17 protein-coding genes are annotated in these 19,334 nt (G+C 38.4%); 5 read left to right on the forward strand and 12 right to left on the reverse strand.

Annotated elements, in window-relative coordinates; genetic code table 11:
* Nucleotides 1-626: paraquat-inducible protein A (locus H4J50_RS14890; RefSeq protein WP_310733273.1), on the forward strand; the 626-nt coding region annotated here is incomplete at its 5' end.
* Between the two features lie 110 nt (nt 627-736).
* Here H4J50_RS14890 and H4J50_RS14895 read toward each other — a convergent pair.
* Nucleotides 737-1,096, reverse strand: coding sequence for a Rieske 2Fe-2S domain-containing protein (locus H4J50_RS14895; RefSeq protein ID WP_182257194.1), 360 nt, complete (start codon nt 1,094-1,096; stop codon nt 737-739).
* A gap of 117 nt (nt 1,097-1,213) precedes the next feature.
* Nucleotides 1,214-1,657, reverse strand: a complete 444-nt coding sequence (locus tag H4J50_RS14900) for a hypothetical protein (protein WP_182257195.1) — start codon at nt 1,655-1,657, stop codon at nt 1,214-1,216.
* Between the two features lie 206 nt (nt 1,658-1,863).
* On the opposite strand from H4J50_RS14900, the gene H4J50_RS14905 reads away from it, so the two are divergent.
* On the forward strand, nt 1,864-2,571 hold the full coding sequence (locus H4J50_RS14905; RefSeq protein ID WP_182257196.1) for an ABC transporter substrate-binding protein: 708 nt from the start codon (nt 1,864-1,866) through the stop codon (nt 2,569-2,571).
* A gap of 14 nt (nt 2,572-2,585) precedes the next feature.
* Here the strand turns inward: H4J50_RS14905 and H4J50_RS14910 are convergent, their stop codons facing one another.
* The 3 genes from H4J50_RS14910 to H4J50_RS14920 all read right to left on the reverse strand — a co-directional run bounded on the left by H4J50_RS14910 (nt 2,586) and on the right by H4J50_RS14920 (nt 5,325).
* Nucleotides 2,586-3,479, reverse strand: coding sequence for a cation diffusion facilitator family transporter (locus H4J50_RS14910; RefSeq protein ID WP_108455750.1), 894 nt, complete (start codon nt 3,477-3,479; stop codon nt 2,586-2,588).
* A 152-nt stretch (nt 3,480-3,631) separates the two neighbouring features.
* Entirely contained in the window at nt 3,632-4,936 is a 1,305-nt protein-coding gene (locus H4J50_RS14915) for an inosine/guanosine kinase (RefSeq protein ID WP_108455749.1), read from the reverse strand.
* 212 nt (nt 4,937-5,148) lie between these two features.
* Nucleotides 5,149-5,325, reverse strand: a complete 177-nt coding sequence (locus H4J50_RS14920; RefSeq protein ID WP_182257197.1) for a DUF3545 family protein — start codon at nt 5,323-5,325, stop codon at nt 5,149-5,151.
* Between the two features lie 275 nt (nt 5,326-5,600).
* On the opposite strand from H4J50_RS14920, the gene H4J50_RS14925 reads away from it, so the two are divergent.
* Both H4J50_RS14925 and H4J50_RS14930 read left to right on the forward strand, forming a co-directional pair.
* Nucleotides 5,601-6,533, forward strand: a complete 933-nt coding sequence (locus H4J50_RS14925; RefSeq protein ID WP_182257198.1) for an exopolyphosphatase — start codon at nt 5,601-5,603, stop codon at nt 6,531-6,533.
* Between the two features lie 313 nt (nt 6,534-6,846).
* Nucleotides 6,847-7,437: a zf-TFIIB domain-containing protein gene (locus tag H4J50_RS14930; protein ID WP_182257199.1), complete on the forward strand. Its 591-nt coding sequence runs from the start codon at nt 6,847-6,849 to the stop codon at nt 7,435-7,437.
* A gap of 150 nt (nt 7,438-7,587) precedes the next feature.
* Here the strand turns inward: H4J50_RS14930 and H4J50_RS14935 are convergent, their stop codons facing one another.
* A complete protein-coding gene (locus H4J50_RS14935; RefSeq protein ID WP_182257200.1) occupies nt 7,588-7,911 on the reverse strand; it encodes a ribonuclease E inhibitor RraB in 324 nt (107 codons plus the stop codon).
* Between the two features lie 1,444 nt (nt 7,912-9,355).
* Between H4J50_RS14935 and H4J50_RS14940 the strand changes: the two genes are divergently transcribed.
* Nucleotides 9,356-10,654, forward strand: a complete 1,299-nt coding sequence (locus tag H4J50_RS14940) for a DUF3644 domain-containing protein (RefSeq protein WP_182257201.1) — start codon at nt 9,356-9,358, stop codon at nt 10,652-10,654.
* Nucleotides 10,655-10,714: 60 nt separating this feature from the next.
* On the opposite strand, the gene sucD is transcribed toward H4J50_RS14940, so the two are convergent.
* The 6 genes from sucD to H4J50_RS14970 all read right to left on the reverse strand — a co-directional run.
* Nucleotides 10,715-11,587, reverse strand: a complete 873-nt coding sequence (gene sucD, locus H4J50_RS14945; RefSeq protein ID WP_182257202.1) for a succinate--CoA ligase subunit alpha — start codon at nt 11,585-11,587, stop codon at nt 10,715-10,717.
* Nucleotides 11,587-12,753 carry an ADP-forming succinate--CoA ligase subunit beta gene (gene sucC, locus H4J50_RS14950; protein WP_108455742.1) on the reverse strand — a complete coding sequence of 389 codons (1,167 nt, stop codon included), beginning with the start codon at nt 12,751-12,753 and terminating at the stop codon, nt 11,587-11,589. The genes sucD and sucC overlap by 1 nt, the downstream gene beginning before the upstream one ends.
* 172 nt (nt 12,754-12,925) lie before the next feature.
* Nucleotides 12,926-14,428 carry a 2-oxoglutarate dehydrogenase complex dihydrolipoyllysine-residue succinyltransferase gene (odhB, locus tag H4J50_RS14955; RefSeq protein ID WP_108455741.1) on the reverse strand — a complete coding sequence of 501 codons (1,503 nt, stop codon included), beginning with the start codon at nt 14,426-14,428 and terminating at the stop codon, nt 12,926-12,928.
* A gap of 51 nt (nt 14,429-14,479) precedes the next feature.
* A complete protein-coding gene (locus tag H4J50_RS14960; protein WP_108455740.1) occupies nt 14,480-17,284 on the reverse strand; it encodes a 2-oxoglutarate dehydrogenase E1 component in 2,805 nt (934 codons plus the stop codon).
* A gap of 91 nt (nt 17,285-17,375) precedes the next feature.
* On the reverse strand, nt 17,376-18,086 hold the full coding sequence (locus H4J50_RS14965; protein ID WP_182257203.1) for a succinate dehydrogenase iron-sulfur subunit: 711 nt from the start codon (nt 18,084-18,086) through the stop codon (nt 17,376-17,378).
* A gap of 10 nt (nt 18,087-18,096) precedes the next feature.
* Nucleotides 18,097-19,334, reverse strand: a 1,238-nt coding sequence (locus H4J50_RS14970; protein ID WP_182257204.1) for an FAD-binding protein, incomplete at its 5' end; no start/stop codon positions are given.

Consider the following 19,334-nt stretch of genomic DNA (forward strand, 5'->3'; position numbering starts at 1 on the left):
GAATACGTGCAAACATTATGATTAAAAAACATCTAGGTTTTTTGTTTAATCTTATCGCTATTTCGCTTTTTATTCCTGGCGTATTGTTACCTATGTTTTCACTAAACATGGCGATGACAGCCAATGTAAGTGGCGCAAAAATCACCAACACTTTAATTGATAAAAACCTTTCTTTATTACAAACAATACAAGAACTTTGGCAAGATGAACGTTTATTGGTTGCCGCTTTAATTTTTTCTTTTTCAATATGTATTCCTGTGGTGAAATTCATTTTACTCACCATCGCTTACATAAAAAAACATTCAAAATTAGAAGTTACTGTATACAAAATAATAAGTAAAATTGGCAAGTGGTCAATGGCTGATGTTTTTGTTGTGGCAATTTTTCTTGCTGTGTTATCAACAAATCATGCTGAGACGGCAACACAACAGAAAATGGTAATATTCGGCTTTAAATTAGACTTTATTGTTAGCAGTGAAACGTTATCTGCTTTAGGCCCCGGTTTTTACTACTTTACATCTTATTGCTTGTTATCTTTATTGGGCACCGCTATTAGTAGCAGCAGTATTAGCACTGAAACTAAAGTATCGGCAAATCCCCCTATAGCGGTTAAAGCTATAGATTAATGAAAACAGTGCAAGTGAGCGTGAATGTGAATGTGAATGTGAATGTGAATATGTTAAAAATCAGATAACTAAAGTCACTCAATAAACACCTAGTATTTAGTATTTAGTTTTTACTTTTTAACAATAAAAAATTCATCAGCACGTTTTACGGTTAAATAAGCATGATTATACTCGCTGAATATGCAAATTGGTCGGCGATGTAATGAACAATATACGTTGCCATCAGCATTAAGTTTGTCATCAGTAATATCAGCACCTTGATGTGGACACCGTGCAGAAACCGTACGATATTCTGTTTCACCATTTGCCAATAATTGTCGATAAATCACCACAGGCTTTTCTACACTGGCTGATGGTAACTTTGCCATAGCAATTAAAACATCATCACGCTGAGTTGACTTAACGTCAATAATTTTAATCTCATGCTCTACTCGTCCACCTGCTGGATAGTATGTATCTAGTGTTAACAAAATTATTCCTAAAAAATTTCAAAAAACTTGACTGTATTTCGTACTTTCACTGACTAATTTAATCAATAAATTACTGATTACAAAGAAGGGAAATAGATGTAGAAGTAATAAATTATTTTAAATTTCCGATGCGTTAGATGCTATATCATACAGAAATTGAGGTTGAGAAATAGTAAACCCTTGTGAATCTAGCCATTCTATTGCGGCATTAACATTATCAAACACACAGCGCTCATAACCGAAATCAGTCGTCGGGACCATTTTTTCAAGTTGCATGCTTTTCAGCCTATTACGGCTATAAACATGACAATCTTTAATACAGCCATGTTGTTTAAACCACTGACAATGCTCAATTACATGATGCTCTATTTCTGGTATGCCCAGCTCCCACTGTTCAAAAACAGAGATTATGGCCCAATCATCATTAATTAAAGGTGTTACCGCAACTTTAAATTCTTTGATATAAGCAATTACGGCTTCTTCGTTCCATGAGTCTGCAAAAAACTGCATGACAACTTTATCTTCAACTTTTATTTTCCAACGTCCATGTATAGGTAACATGTGAAGTCCATACAAATTAAAAACTATTGGTATAATATACAAATAAAGCACTTTGTGCTAACGCTGTTTATATCTAGAGTGTCGTAACGGTTGTCAAAAAATAAAAAAGGTGGCTATACTCTTTTGAAGATCAATAATTTAACTTGGTATTTTTCACATTGAAAAAGCACTTTTATATTTCAGCTTTTATTCTTTTAGCTATAGCAATGACTCATAATTTGTCGTTTGCAGGTGATCAGCGACTCAGTTTCAGCGTTCCACCTTTCTCGCCTTTCAATGGCTTTGATGAACAATCTCAATGTAAGGGGATTGGTGTCTTAGCCATTGAAAAAGTGACGAATACTCTTAACACCCCGCTTAAGTTAGCCGCTTTCCCATACGCAAGAATTTTAAATTCGTTAAAAAATGGCGAGCTTGATTTAGCGCTACTATTTAAAAATAACACGGTAACTGAAGACGTTGAGTATATTGGCCCACTATCACTAGAAAAAATTTTTATACTGACTCAACCTGACACCATAATTAGACAATATAAAGATTTATATCAACTTACTAGGATTGCCGTTATTAGAAGTGCGCAATTTAATAAAAAATTTGATCAAGATAAACGATTAAATAAAATTAGCGTGAATAGCTACAATCAAGCTATTCGGTTATTAAAATTAAATCGTATAAATGCAGTGATTGGCTCTAAAGTTGGGCTTGAGTATGCTCTCTACCAAGAAAAAGTGGATGAAGACATTATGGCTAATGCCTTTTACCTAGGTACAAAAGAGTTGGGGTTGCATCTAGCGAAAAAGTCGCCTTTTATATCAATGAAACCACTTTTAGAAGAAGCGGTTAAAGAAGCTTACCAAGATGACCTTTTAGAACAACTTTATAGACAACAAATGCAATATTGCGCAAACTTATGATCACAAGCAATATATCACTCAGTATGCTGACAACCACCTGTTTCAATTTGTAAAACGCTGGTTTTAATATCAAACTGTTCTTTTAAAACACGCTCAACTTGAAAACGACAAACTTCATCGTGTTTCTCCAATGTACATTGATGTTTTAAAACAATATGAGCACCAACAACAACTTCGCCATTATCACTTTTTACAATTAAATTATGTACATTGTCAATATGCTCAACACTTTGTAATGCCGCTTCAATTTTCTTCAGTGCAGGTAAACGAACACCGTTGAAAAACAAGCCTTTAATACATTTAAAGAGTAACTTAGAGCCCGTAAGCAATACAAATACTGAAATAAGCACACTCGACAAAGAGTCGACCACAGTCCAGCCTGTAGCGTGAATAATAATACTGGTGGCAAAGGTAACTATCGTTGAGAGTAAATCAAAAAAGGTATGTAAAAATACGGCATAAACATTAACACTATCTTTGCGGCCCTTATATAACACATAGGCCGATGCGCCATGAAATAAAAAGCCTAAAGAGGCAACTGACGACATAACAAAGGTATTTATTTCATGTTCATCGTGATGTTCATGACCAAATAATCTATCCGCACCTTGTAGCAAAATCCAGCAACTAATTAATATATATAAAGTACCATTAATTAATCCACCTGAGAGTTCTAATCGGCGATAACCATCACTAAAGGTTTGACCAAACTTTATGGCAAGCGTTGAAGCAATTAAAGCAATAAATAAAGAGCTGTTATGCACAAACAAATGCCCTGCATCAGCATATACCGCTAAAGAGTTAGCATAGAAGGCACCTACTAACTGTAACAACATAAATACACTGGTAATGGCCAATGCAATAAGTAAACGTCGTTGAGATGATTTATGTGTAGTTAAAGTAGTCATGCAAAAATTTAGCTCGGTTTGGGGATTGGTTTACATTGTTGTGCATTGTGTCGTAAAAATGCGCAGCCATTGTAATCTTATTTGATTTAATAAAATAGTGATTACCACACTGCACATCACAGACCTGTTTTTAATTAAAACCAGTCTTTTACCTATTGAGCCCAATAAGCTTGGTCTAAGCTGTCTTCACGTTCAGGTAATCCACGCGACAAACGTGGAGAATGTTGAACTAACACCTCATAACTTGCTCTATTAGCATATTTGCTCATTTGCGATAACGACGAATAAGTTAGTGCTGGTTGTTCGTGCTTACTAGAGTTTGCCACGGTATTTTTATGATAAACATTTGCGCTTAAATCATGCAATATTGCAGCAAGAGCTGCATCGCCGGCACCGTTGGTATTTTTAATGCTTTCAGGGCCCCCCATATAAGGGGCTGAGTGCGTATAAATTCGAATAGGATTTTTACAATCTTTTAAGAACATTGGACGAGAATATTCATAACGATTAAATTCGTGAATTTCACCAGAAAGCAATGGGTATTCGCTTTCTCGCTTAAACACATCATCTACATAACCTGCCATGTATAAACCATCTTTACCTGCAGTGCATATAACCATATCGACCCAATCAAGGCATTTATTTGCAGCAAGAAGCGGATCTTCAATATCAGTAATCGCTAAAGCTTCTTCTTCATTCATCGTGAGTATGTTGACATACTTTTCAACAAAATCACGCCAAAACTCAGGCTCTTCTTCTATTAAAAACTTAGTACCTAGAGTAAGTACAACCGGTACACCTGCAGCGTTAGCACATTTCACTGCTTTTACAGCCGCTTCAGTCATGGTGTCGCCAGGTTGAGTACGCATTAAATACGAACTAATAACCAATGCAGAAGCGCCAGCGATTAATGCTTCATCTATAGAGTCAGGATGTAAGCGGTTAATTAAACCTGCATTAATACCAAATGTTCGTTCGCCTGTATCATCAATCAAAGTAAAACAGCGACCAATAGGGCCATCTACCGGTTGAAGGTAATTAAGATCAACGCGTGAAGAGGTATTACTGATAAAACGATAAGCATAATCGCCAACATGAATATTTTCAGACATTACGCCAAGTAACACTGAGCGATCATCGGCAAGTACCGAATAATTGTGCATTGTGTTGCCTATTGTACCGCCAGCAAATTCATAATTAATAAGCGACTCATCTTTTAAACGCTTATAAAGACGTTGCGTAACTTCATCTGAAATAACTTGTGACATACCGCGCTGAAGATCAAACTCATCTAAAAAAGCTTGATCAACTTTAGCTTCAATATCGACCAAAACTTGATCGATACCGACAATATAATTTTGCTTAGCATTCGAGCGAGGGTCTACTTGGTTTGTTAACGGGTTTTTATTATCGACAGGGAAATAATGTCTATGTTGACGTCGTCCAGGAAACTTCATGAAGCAATACACGGTTAATGGCAAAAAACGAATTATACCGTAATGCTATTTGGTTTGACCAGAGCACATTAGCTGAAATAGCACAGAAATGCCTATAAGTTTGTACTAAAAGCAAAATAGTAATTCTATTGGCGATTAAAATTGACTAACGAGCGCATAAACGACAAAAACATCCATAATTAGCGCTCGATAATAATTCAATAGTGAAAATATTAATGCGTGACATAATCATCATAAGAAACGATTTCTCGTTGTGCTCTCTTTTGTTCTTTTAATGCCTCAATTTCACGCCATTTACGTTTGACCTGCTTACTGTTTTTTTTATGTTGATACTCAACATAATCATCAAGTTCATCTTGGTTTTCTTCTTTATATTGCTTAAATTGCATAACAAATACTCCTATTGATAATTTGTTTTAAATTAATCAATTTATATGACAGTTATTTGAATGAAAGATGACAATTTAAAGAATTAAGCTAAATTTAGAGAAATGGAATGCCACGTTATAATTGCTAAAAATCATTTATAAAAACAATTAAGTTGAAGCCTAAATATAATAATTTAAACTTAAATTCGATAAGCCCTAATTATTCTATTAAAATTATGCTTAAATGAACAATATAGTGATTAATAACAATAAAATTACATCTATTGGAGAAATAAATGTCGGATAATAAAAAATACCGCTTAGTCACTCGAAGTGATTTCGATGGTTTAGTTTGTGCTATTTTACTTAAACATATTAACCTAGTTAACGATATTCTCTTTGTACACCCCAAAGATATGCAAGACGGTGTTATTGCCGTTGGAGCTGACGACATTTCGACAAACCTTCCTTTTGTTGAAGGTGTACACATCGCATTTGACCATCATCACAGTGAAACAATACGTAACGAAAAACGTGACAACCATGTTATTGACCCCGATGCACCATCTGCTGCACGTGTAGTTTACGACTACTACGGCGGCGCTGAAACTTTCCCAGCTAGCTGGCAAGATATGATGGAAGCTGTTGATAAAGGTGACTCTGCACAATTTAATATGGATGAAGTGCTTCATGCTAAAGGTTGGGAGTTACTTAATTTCATCATGGACTCTCGTACAGGTTTAGGACGTTTTAGAGATTTTAGGATTTCTAACTATGAACTCATGATGGATTTAATTGAGTTTGGTAAAGACCACAGTATTGAAGAGCTACTTGCCCTGCCAGATGTTAAAGAGCGCACTGATCTTTACTTTGAACACGAAGAAAAATTTAAAGCACAAATTAAACGCTGTGCCACCGTACAAGGCAATTTGGTTGTGCTGGATTTAAGAGAAGAAGAGATTATTTACTCGGGTAACCGTTTTGTTATATATGCCTTATTCCCACAGTGTAATATTTCAATCCATATTATGTGGGGGCTTAAGAAACAAAATACAGTTTTTGCCACCGGAAAATCTATTTTTGATCGTAGTTCAAAAACCAATGTTGGCGAGTTAATGCTGAAATTTAATGGTGGTGGTCATAACGCTGCCGGTACATGTCAGGTGCCTCATGAGCAAAATGAAGCTTGTCTTGCAGAACTTATTGCCACGATTAATGCTGACGGCTAATCGTTTTTAACTACATTTAACACCTTATAAATGCCCCTGTAAGAAAAGCTGTCTGGCTTTACCTTCTTGGGGCATTTTTTATTATTTGCTTATCCAAAAGCAAAATACACTTTTATTATCTTGATCAGCACTTTTGTTAGCAACACCAATGAATGTAAAAAGTATCGCTGCGACAATAATAAAGAAGTGTGAATTAAGCACTAAGCCCTACTTAATCTCTCTCGCAGCGTTCCACACGACACAATATAAAAATATTTTAATTTATGATATACATAACTATATAAAAAAGCTTTATCGCTAAACAAGGAACTTTATGCCAGAATCTCAATGTTCATCTTGTCAACATATCGTAAAATCAATCGTTCGACATTGTCCTATTTGTAATGGTGGGATGAAAACGATTGAAAAATCTCAGCTAAAATCATGTCCCCGCTGCGCAGTGCCATTAGATGAATACCTTTATAGAAATCATGAACTAGATAAATGTGAACAATGTGAGGGAATTTGGTTACAGCCTGATGAGTTTTCAGTGTTAACGTCTGAGTTTGATGTATATCGTGACGATGAAAGTAATCCATTGTATTTACGACCAGGACTTCCTTCAGCTGAAAACTACCTGCCTTGTGCAAATTGTCAGAAAATGATGTCTCGTAGAAATTTCAAATCAATTTCAGGCGTTTTAATTGACTCTTGCCTACATTGTGGAATTTGGCTAGATAAAGGCGAATTAGCATTTATCAGAAGCTTTATCGCCAGTGGTGGATTAGATAAATCACAAGATCACACGTTAGTAAAACATGAACTACAAATAGAAGCACTTGATGACCGTATTTCAGATGTTGAGTTGATGGAGAAGATGCTAAATAAATATAGCTTGAAAAGAATATTCTTTCGGGGTTTTTAATATAATCGTTTAACTATACATAAACTTAGTGGCGTCGCGCTCTACTGCATAGATAAAGGAATTAGAGCAACGCCAATTATCTCAAAGTGAAGACACAGATTTCGCCCTTGCAGCTAGCACTGTGCCCTACTCAGCTAAAACATTAACAATTTAAGCTTCAATTCCCCAACCGTCAGTATGACCTTTAAACTGAGTTACTACTTTTTCAAAACGAGCTTCTAGCACAATAATGGCATCATAAAGCGGGAGTACTGTTATTGAACAATCTAAAGCCCACACTTTTGGATTTTCATCAATATGAACATCACAAGTAATATCAGGTGATACTTCAGCAAGATGATCTGCCATAGCCTGCGCTTGCTCTTGTGTTTCAAATAAGTGGAAAAAAACAACCGTATGCTTCACGGTTAAATCGATACCTGCTTTTTGCATTTCAAACAGTACTTTACCTGTTTCATCTTTTGGGAAGTTCATATTACTCATCATGGCTATAAAATTAATGGCGGTATTATAAACGGCAATGTTTTAAATGAATAGAAAACAAAATATATTTAATGGTTATAGTCCTACCTCGATGCTAAACAAGTTAGCTGACTCTAAAGGCTAAGTTAGTATATGTGGGATCTAGTTTTATAAATTGAACGGCTTGGAGTTTAATTTATCTGCTTGGCGTCGCGGTGGCGACAACACCCAGAGGGGCGTTACACGCCAAAAGCCCCTCTGGACTCCCCGTGGCGCCCTGCTCAGCAGAACACTCCAACTCAATTTAGGCGCAATGTTCATTCCTGCCGAAAATCGTCCCTTCACACGGCAGTCTACGCCATCCATGGCTTCGATAAACATCGCACTGATCTAAATTAAGTTTCCGTAGCTGTGATGGGATTTAGAGATCGCTGTAACAGATGTTAAAGATAAACCACTGAGGATAATTACTAACGAAGAAACAAACACCAAGTCTGCTTCATTAAACTCCGGAATGATGGCCAATATTCACGTATCACTGGCATGGATGCCAGTGAAAGTGCTGTTGGCACACGGACGTGCCATCAGCACTGGTACGTCGAAGAATATTGGACGTCATGGAGGAAGCACGTTTAATGCAGCAGCGCCGAGGGAGTCCAGAGGGAGGTCGGCGTCAGCCTTCCTTTGGGTGTCGTCGCCACCGCGACAACGCTAGATTAGCGTGCATTAAGCCTTAATGTGTATCTGACCCTACTTAATAATTTATAGACCTCTTTGATTTAGAACAGCTTGGAGTTTAATTTATCTGCTTGGCGTCGCGGTGGCGACTACACCCAGAGGGGCGTTACACGCCAAAAGCCCCTCTGGACTCCCCGTGGCGCCCGACTCAGCAAAACACTCCAACTCAATTTAGGCGCAATGTTCATTCCTGCCGAAAATCGTCCCTTCACACGGCAGTCTGCGCCATCCATGGCTCCGATAAACATCGCACTTATCTAAATTAAGTTTCCGTTGCTGAGATGGGATTGGAGTCTGCTGAACTTGTATTGCCCAATATAAAATCAGGTTCTTAGTTAATGATAAACAACAAACGTGAAAAAACGACAAGTCTGCTTCATTAAACTCCGGAATGATGGCCAATATTCACGTATCACTGGCATGGATGCCAGTGAAAGCGCTGTAGTGCATGGATGCACGTTCAGCGCTGGTACGTCGAAGAATATTGGACGTCATGGAGGAAACAAGTTTAATGTAGTAGCGCCGAGGGAGTCCAGAGGGAGGCCGGCGCTAGCCTCCCTTTGGGTGCAGTCGGCACCCCGACGCCAAACCAGTAAACAAACTCCAAGCCATTAATTTTGAGTGGAGGTCCATCTAATTTTCGGTATTTGGTTTAATTAGTTGATAATACTTTGAAATAAAATATCATCAATATACATTAAGAACATGGAAGTAAATGATGGCTACAAATGAAAAGCAGCTCAAATTTTTCAATTTTCTTCAAACAAAAGAAAACTCAAATACTCTTTTCTCTCTAAAGGAGATAATAGCAGCTACTGAATGGAAGGAATCAACCTTCAAATCGTATCTATCAAAAGGGCAAGTTTCAGAATTCATAAGTGAAGTTGATAATTTTAAATATCAAGCATCCAATTCGCTTAATATTACATTTAAAGAGTTTGAAAAAAAACTTTCTCAAAGTAAACACGTCCAAGCATTAGGTCATAACTTTAAATCAAAACTAGCCAAAGCTTTATTGAGAAAGTCTAAAGATAATATGCTATTAGCAATAGAATTATACAATAGACCTTCACTTGAAAATAAAATAGATGGATTTGTGATGCTTTTTTGCACTTCTTGGGAGCAACTTCTAAAAGCTATTATCATTAAAGCGAAAGGAGAAGAGTCCATTTATAGAAAAGTTAATAATGGAAAAAGAGAAACAATCCCACTACGCACATGTTTAGATATCGTTTTTAGCAAAACTGATGGAACGAAAAGGAACATTCTTAAAATAACTGATTTAAGAGATCAAGCAGTCCACTTACTTATGCCTGAGCTTCAAGGAATAGCTTCACGGATTTTTCAATCGGGTATTTTTAACTACTCATCGAAGTTTGAAGAAGCCTGCGAAGTGCCATTTTTAAATACAGATAATACCGGAATGATAAGCTTAGTTGGTGACTTTAAGACTCCTCCATTATCAATGATGAATAATATATATGGAAAAGCTGCTGAAGAAATTATCGCACTTGCGGAAGAATTAACATCATCTGTAGACAATGCAAATGATCTATCTTTTGCTATCCCTTTAGATGTAACTTTACAGTTCGCTCAAAAGGATTCAGAAGGCACACAAATAATTTTAACTAAAGCAGAAAATGGTATGACAGGTCTCAAAAAAGCACTAGTCATAGAGAAAAGTGTAGATGCCGAAAAGACTTATAAATTTAAACAAGGCCAAGCAATAACCGAAATTAATCAAAGGCTACAGTCAAAATACGATAATGATTTTTTAAAAAAACGGCTGAACAAACAAAATAACAAAAAATATGAACTAAATCCTAATTGTTTTCAGTCTTTAATATACAAGTTGAAATGGAAGCTATCAGACAATAAATATCATCATTTTTTTAAAAACGCTAATTATCATGCCTATTCAGAAATTGCTCTTGAAGAACTAATTGAAAAAATAATTTCAAATACTGATTATTTAAAAGCAGCTAAGCAAAGTTATAGCAAAAGGAGTAGAAATTAAAAAAAACCCGCTAGAAGCGGGTTTTTTTATTAAGAATAACAGTTTGCAATCAAAAGCTGATTACCAACCTGTTTTCTCTTTAAGTGCTTTACCGATATCCGCTAAAGAACGTACAGTTTTAACACCGGCCGCTTCTAATGCTGCGAATTTCTCATCAGCTGTACCTTTACCACCAGCGATAATCGCGCCAGCGTGACCCATACGCTTACCTTCTGGTGCAGTAACACCAGCAATGTAAGATACTACAGGTTTAGTAACGTGTGCTTTGATGTATTCCGCAGCTTCTTCTTCAGCAGTACCACCAATTTCACCAATCATTACGATTGCTTCAGTTTGTGGATCGTTTTGGAACATTTCCAATACGTCGATGAAGTTAGTACCAGGAATAGGGTCACCACCAATACCTACACAAGTAGATTGGCCAAAACCAGCATCTGTAGTTTGTTTAACAGCTTCGTACGTAAGCGTACCAGAACGTGAAACAATACCTACTTTACCAGGCTTGTGAATGTGACCAGGCATGATACCAATCTTAGTTTCGCCCGGAGTGATAACACCTGGACAGTTAGGACCGATCATACGAACGCCAGTAGCGTCAAGCTTAGCTTTAACGTCAACCATATCTAAAGTTGGAATGCCTTCAGTGATAGTAACGATAAGCTCGATGCCTGCATCAATAGCTTCTAAAATTGCATCTTTACAAAATGGTGCAGGAACATAGATAACTGTAGCTGTTGCGCCAGTTGCTTCTACTGCATCACGTACTGTATTGAATACTGGAAGGCCTAAATGCGTTTGACCGCCTTTACCTGGGCTTACGCCACCAACCATTTGTGTACCGTACTCAAGTGCTTGTTCTGAATGGAATGTACCTTGACCACCAGTGAAACCTTGACAGATTACTTTAGTATCTTTGTTAATTAAGACAGACATTATTTGCCCTCCGCAGCTGCTACAACTTTAGTTGCTGCATCAGTTAATGACTCAGCAGCAATGATGTCTAAGCCAGATTTTTTAAGTACTTCACGACCTTCTTCAGCGTTTGTACCTTCTAAACGTACAACTACAGGCACTTGAACGCCTACATCTTTAACTGCAGCGATAATACCTTCAGCAATCATGTCACAACGTACAATGCCACCAAAGATGTTAACTAAAACAGCTTTAACGTTATCGTCAGAAAGGATGATTTTGAATGCTTCAGAAACACGCTCTTTAGTCGCCCCGCCGCCAACATCTAAGAAGTTAGCTGGCTTGCCGCCGTGTAAGTTAACGATATCCATAGTACCCATTGCTAGGCCTGCACCGTTAACCATACAACCAACATTGCCGTCTAATGCAACGTAGTTTAATTCAAAACGTGCTGCATGTGCTTCACGCTCATCTTCTTGAGATGGATCGTGGAATGCGCGCATTTTAGGTTGACGGTATAAAGCATTACCATCGATACCAATTTTGCCATCTAGACAATGAAGATTACCTTCGTCAGTAATAACTAACGGGTTGATTTCTAATAAAGCGAAATCGAAATCTTCAAACATTTGTGCAAGACCTAAAAAGATCTTAACAAATTGCTTCATTTGCGTTGGGTTTAAGCCTAACTTGAAGCCTAATTCACGTGCTTGGTAAGGTTGAGCGCCAACAAGTGGATCGATTTCAGCTTGGTGAATTAACTCAGGAGTCTCTTCAGCAATCTTCTCGATGTCAACACCGCCTTCAGTAGAAGCCATGAATACTACTTTACGACTTGCACGGTCTACAACAGCACCAAGATACAATTCGTTAGCAATATCTGTACAGCTTTCTACTAAAATTTTAGCAACTGGCTGTCCATGCTCATCTGTTTGGTATGTAACTAGGTTTTTACCTAACCAGTTTTGAGCGAAATCTTTGATTTCTTGCTTGGTTTTAACTAGCTTAACACCGCCAGCTTTACCACGGCCACCCGCGTGTACTTGAGTTTTAACAACCCACATATCGCCGCCAATTTTATCGGCAGCTTCGGCAGCTTCTTGAGCGGTATCGCAAGCGAAACCTTCAGAAACTGGTAAACCATATTCAGCGAATAATTGTTTCGCTTGATATTCATGCAAATTCATGGTGTTTTATCCATTTATCTGTAGATGAAAATGGCAATAATTATAATTACTACCATCGAAAAGAGTCGACCGATTATAGTATAAAAGCTCTAAAGAACATAGTCCTTAGAGCCTACTACTATAGTCTAAATCAAACCAAAAAATTCAATATTACTACTTACTTGATGTTTAACTATATATTAAGTAACAAGCGTGTTGGATCTTCCAACAACTCTTTAATTGTTACTAAAAATCCAACTGATTCTTTACCATCAACTAAACGATGATCATAAGAAAGAGCTAGGTACATCATAGGTAAAATTTCAACTTTTCCATTAACTGCCATTGGGCGATCTTGGATTTTATGCATTCCTAAGATTGCCGCTTGTGGCAAGTTAAGAATAGGCGTTGAAATTAATGAACCAAAAACGCCGCCATTAGTGATAGTAAAGTTACCACCTTGCATTTCGTCCATGGTTAATTTTCCGTCACGACCTTTAATCGCTAATGAACGGATACCGTTTTCGATACCTGCCATGCTTAGCTGATCTGCATCACGTAATACTGGTGTAACTAAACCACGTGGCGTAGATACCGCAATCGAAATGTCAAAAAAGTTATGATAAACAATGTCATCACCGTCAATTGACGCGTTAATTGCTGGGTAGCGTTTAAGCGCTTCAGTTACCGCTTTAACGTAGAAAGACATGAAACCTAAACGGGTATCATGTGTTTTCTCGAATACGTCTTTATATTGGTTACGAAGATCCATAATTGGCTTCATGTTAACTTCGTTAAACGTGGTTAACATGGCCGTAGAATTTTTCGCTTCTAATAAACGTGTCGCGATTGTTTTACGTAAACGCGTCATAGGTACACGTTTTTGTGTACGCTCACCTAATGCTGCAGAAGCTTGTGCTGCTGGCGCAGGCGCCGCTGCTTTTGCTGGAGCTGCTTTAGGCTTGTTAGCCGCTGCTTCAACATCTTCTTTAGAAATACGACCGCCTTTACCAGTACCAACAACATCGTTAGCTGTAAGGCCTTTTTCTTTCATTAAACGACGTACTGATGGACCAGCAAGTTCGTCTGAACTAATCGCTTCTTCTGCTGAAGCTGCAGGTGCTGCGCTTGCTGCTGCACCAACATTAAGTTCACCAAGTTTTTGGTCGCCTAATACTGTCTCGCCTTCAGCGTGAATTATTTTACCAATTATGCCATCAGCTTGTGCAACAACTTCTAAAACCACTTTGTCAGTTTCAATATCAACTAAGTTTTGGTCAACTGTTACGGTATCGCCTGCAGCAACATGCCATGCAGCTACAGTCGCATCAGCAACTGACTCTGGTAATACTGGTACAACGATATCGATAACTTTAGCATTGCCTGCTGGAGCTTTCGCTTCAGCTTTACTTGCTGGAGCAGCATCGCTTTTAGCTTCAGGTGCAGCTGTTTCAGCCTCACCTTCAGATAAAATAGCAATAACTTGCTCGCCAAGTACCGTAGCACCTTCAGCTTGAGATATATCAGTAATTACGCCATCAGACGTTGCTGGTACTTCAAGAACCACTTTATCAGTTTCAATATCAACTAATACTTGATCACGAGACACTTTATCACCAACTTGTACATGCCAAGTCGCTATAGTTGCATCTGCAACTGATTCAGGTAAAACGGGAACCTTAATTTCGGTTGTCATTTATAATATTCCTTACACACTCTTAATTAATCTCTTTATAAAAAAGAGGGTCTATTCTACATTAAGCGCGTCTTGAACTAGCGCCTGTTGCTCTTTAACATGAACTGACATATAACCTACAGCAGGTGCTGCCGAAGCATTACGTCCTGCATATGTCAAATAAGTATCTGCCGGTATCGCCGCTCTAAAATGATGCTGAGAACAATACCAAGCACCTTGATTTTGCGGTTCTTCCTGACACCAAACGAATTGCTTAACATGCTGATATTTTGCAATTTCAGCTTTAAGCTCAACTTCTGGGAATGGATATAGCTGCTCAACACGAATGATTGCAACATTGGTTTGCTCATTCTTACGACGTTGATCAAGTAGTTCGTAGTAAACTTTACCACTACAAAAAACTACGCGTTCAACTTTGTCAGCATCTAATTCATCAACTTCACCAATAACATTGTGGAATACACCCGTAGAAAGTTCTTCTAATGAAGATACTGCCATTGGATGACGTAACAATGATTTAGGTGACATTACAACCAATGGACGACGCATAGGACGAACCACTTGGCGACGCAGCATATTAAATACTTGCGCAGGTGTTGATGGTACACAAACTTGCATGTTGTGATCAGCACAAAGTTGCAAAAAGCGTTCTAGGCGAGCAGATGAATGCTCAGGCCCTTGACCTTCATAACCATGCGGCAACAACATAGTTAAGCCACATAAACGACCCCACTTTTGTTCGCCTGAGCTAATGAATTGGTCAAATACAACCTGTGCACAGTTAGCAAAATCACCAAACTGCGCTTCCCAAATGGTTAAACCACTTGGTTCAGCTGTTGTATAGCCATATTCAAAAGCTAATACTGACACTTCAGATAACACTGAATCATGTACGTCAAACGGACCTTGACCTTCACGAATATTTTGTAAAGGTAAATAGCGGCTTGCATCGTCTTGATTATGCAAAACAGCATGACGATGGAAGAAAGTACCACGACCAGAGTCTTGCCCTGTTATACGAACACGCTTACCGATATCAACAATAGAGGCATATGCTAAATTTTCAGCCATACCCCAATCAAGTAACTTTTCACCACTGGCCATTTTTTCACGATCGTCATAAATTTTCTTTACGCGATTGTGAACATGATGTTCAGCAGGAATAGTTGAAATTTTGCCGGCAAGTTCTTTCAACTTATCAAGCGATATTTCTTTATCGTAATCGTCATCCCACTCGTGACCAATATAAGGTGTCCAATCAACAGAATGCTCTGTCATTGGTCGCCACTGTTCAACAGTACATTGACCTTCATCAAGCAATTTACGGTAATAAGCAGTTAACTCATCCGTTTTAGCTTTATTGAGTGAGCCTTCGGCATTAAGTTTATCTGCATAAAGTTGACGAGGCGTAGGATGCTTTTTAACTTTTTTATACATAAGTGGCTGTGTAGCACTTGGCTCATCAGCTTCATTATGTCCGTGACGTCGATAACAGACTAAATCAATAACTACATCACGTTTAAATTCGTTTCGGTAATCTAAGGCAATTTGCGTTGCCAAAATAACCGCTTCTGGATCATCACCATTCACATGCAGAATTGGCGCTGATACCATTTTAGCAATTTCAGTACAATATTCACCGCTGCGAGTATCTTCTGAACTTGACGTTGTAAAACCGACTTGGTTATTCACCACAATACGGATAGTACCGCCAACTTTAAAGGCACGCGCTTGTGACATGTTGAAGGTTTCTTGTACAACACCTTGACCCGCAATTGCCGAGTCACCATGAATAGTAATAGGTAATACTAAATCACCTTCATTACAATCACGTCTGTCTAACCTTGCACGCACAGAACCGATAACAACAGGGTTAACAATTTCTAGATGCGATGGGTTAAAGGCTAGCGCTAAATGAACGTTACCGCCCGGTGTAACGAAGTCAGATGAATAACCTTGGTGATATTTAACATCACCAGAAGATAATATTTCATCATGCTTGCCACCGAATTCGTCAAATAACTTAGATGGATTTTTCCCCATCACGTTAACGAGAACATTTAAACGACCACGATGAGCCATGCCCATAACAACTTCTTTAGCGCCTTGTGTACCGGCACGTGTAATAAGTTGTTTCAACATAGGTACTAATGCATCGCCACCTTCAAGAGAGAAACGTTTTGCACCTGGAAACTTAGCTCCTAGGTATTTTTCAAGTCCGTCAGCCGCAACTAAGTCTTTGAAAATTTCTTGTTTCTCTTCAACGGTTAATACTGCTTGTGATTGCACCGACTCTAAGCGTTGTTGTAACCAACGTTTTTCGTCAGTGCTGGTAATATGCATATATTCAGCACCAATAGAACCACAATAAGTAGTTTTAAGGGCTTTATATAGGTCACCAAGTTTCATTGAGTCTTGGCCAATTGCCAATGAACCAATGTTAAACTCACGATCAAAATCATTTTCTGATAGATCATGGTGAGACAATTGCAAATCACGTACTTTATCACGTTGCCATAACCCTAGAGGGTCAAGGTTAGCATTTTGATGTCCGCGAAAACGAAAAGCATTGATCAGCTGTAAAACTTTAACTTGCTTAGCGTCACTGCCACCCGAAACAACTACGGTTTTTTGTGTTTGTTGGGCTAGGTCTTTAAATTCATTGCGGATTTCAGAATGCCGATATTCAACGTCAGCACCTTCAATTTTAGGAAGTTGTTGGAATATAGCTCGCCACTCTGCAGTTACAGATTGTGAGTTATCCAGATAAGATTCGTATAATTCTTCAATATAAGCAGCGTTCGCGCCACTTAAATGGGAAGACTCTATCCAAGTCTTCATAGCACCTTCGGGCATTGCCTGTTCCTTTATGGGATAAAAGCAATCAAAAGATATGTCTAAAATAAATTATCCGAGCACACGTTTATTGAGTGCTCGGACGTTTAAATTAAACCGCTCTGGTTAGCAACATTGACTTAATATGGCCAATGGCTTTTGTTGGGTTTAATCCTTTCGGACAAACATCAACACAGTTCATAATACCGTGACAACGGAATACGCTGTAGGCATCTTGTAAATCATCTAGTCGCTCTTCTGTTGCAGTATCGCGGCTATCGATAAGAAAACGATAAGCGTGCAATAAACCTGCTGGCCCGATAAATTTATCAGGATTCCACCAGAAAGAAGGACAAGATGTTGAACAACAAGCACATAATATACATTCGTATAAACCATCTAATTTTTCACGTTCTTCGATAGTTTGTAAATGTTCGCGTGCAGGTTGTTCTTTACCATCATTAATCAGGTAAGGTCTGATTTTTTCATATTGATTGTAAAACTGTGTCATATCAATAATCAAATCACGTACTACTGGCAAACCTGGTAATGGACGTAACACAATCTTATTTGCTGGAACAGCAGATAAAGGCGTGATACATGCCAAACCGTTTTTACCATTCATATTCAAACCGTCAGAGCCACAAACACCTTCACGACATGAACGACGGAATGAAAGACTAGAATCTTGCTCTTTAAGCAAAATTAAGGCGTCTAATACCATCATGTCTGAGCCTTTTGGAATTTCCAGCTCATAATCTTTCATGTAAGGTTTGTTATCAACATCAGGGTTGTAACGGTAAATTGAAAAAATTTGTTTCATCACAACGCTCCTAGTAAGTTCTTGCTTTCGGTGGGAAAGCTTCACGGTGAACCGGGCTCATGTTAACAGAGCGTTTGCTCATGTCTTCTGAACCTGGTGTGTAAATAGAGTGACATAACCAATTTTCGTCATCACGTACTTGGAAATCTTCGCGAGCATGTGCGCCACGAGACTCAGTACGGAAGTTAGCTGCTTTAGCTGTACAAAAAGCGGTTTCCATTAAGTTGTCTAATTCTAAACACTCAATTCTATGGGTGTTAAACTCAGAAGACTTATCATCTAAATGGGCATTTTGTAGGCGTTCACGAATTTCAGTTAATTCTTTCATGCCCTGTGCCATTGCATCACCTTCACGGAATACCGAGAAGTTAAATTGCATACATTTTTGTAAATCTTTACGAATTTGAACTGGATCTTCACCACTCGTTGATGATTCCCAACGCTTAGTACGCGCTAACGAAACTTCTATATCAGATTCAGAAGCATCTTTACCGGCTTGAGTCTCACTTAAGTAAGTACCTAAGAAGTTACCCGCAGCACGACCAAATACCACTAAATCAAGTAATGAGTTGCCACCTAAACGGTTAGCACCATGTACTGATACATTGGCAATTTCACCAACGGCAAATAAGCCTTCAATAATTTTTTCTTCGCCCGTTTCTGGGTTGAAGTTAATTGCTTGACCATTAACATTACAAGGCACACCGCCCATCTGATAATGACAAGTTGGTATAACAGGAATAGGCTCAACAGCAGGATCGACGTGAGCAAAAGTTTTTGATAAATCACAAACTCCTGGTAAACGTTTTTCTAGTGTTTCACGACCTAAATGATCAAGTTTAAGTTTAAGATGTGGACCTAAAGGACCGTCGAAACCGCGACCTTCGCGTATTTCAGTCATCATAGAACGAGCAACAACATCACGACCGGCTAAATCTTTAGCATTCGGTGCATAACGCTCCATGAAACGTTCGCCGTCTTTGTTAAGAAGGTAACCACCTTCTCCACGACAACCTTCAGTTACTAATGTGCCCGCACCCGCAATACCTGTTGGGTGGAACTGCCACATTTCCATATCTTGCATTTGTACGCCAGCACGAAGTGACATACCAACACCGTCACCGGTATTAATGTGAGCATTAGTGGTAGAAGCAAAAATACGACCCGCGCCACCTGTTGCTAAAACAGTAGCACGTGCTTTGAAGTAAACAATCTCACCAGTTTCAATGCAAATTGCGGTAGTACCAA

The sequence above is a fragment of the Colwellia sp. 6M3 genome (assembly GCF_014077595.1).
In the GTDB taxonomy this organism is placed as follows: domain Bacteria; phylum Pseudomonadota; class Gammaproteobacteria; order Enterobacterales; family Alteromonadaceae; genus Cognaticolwellia.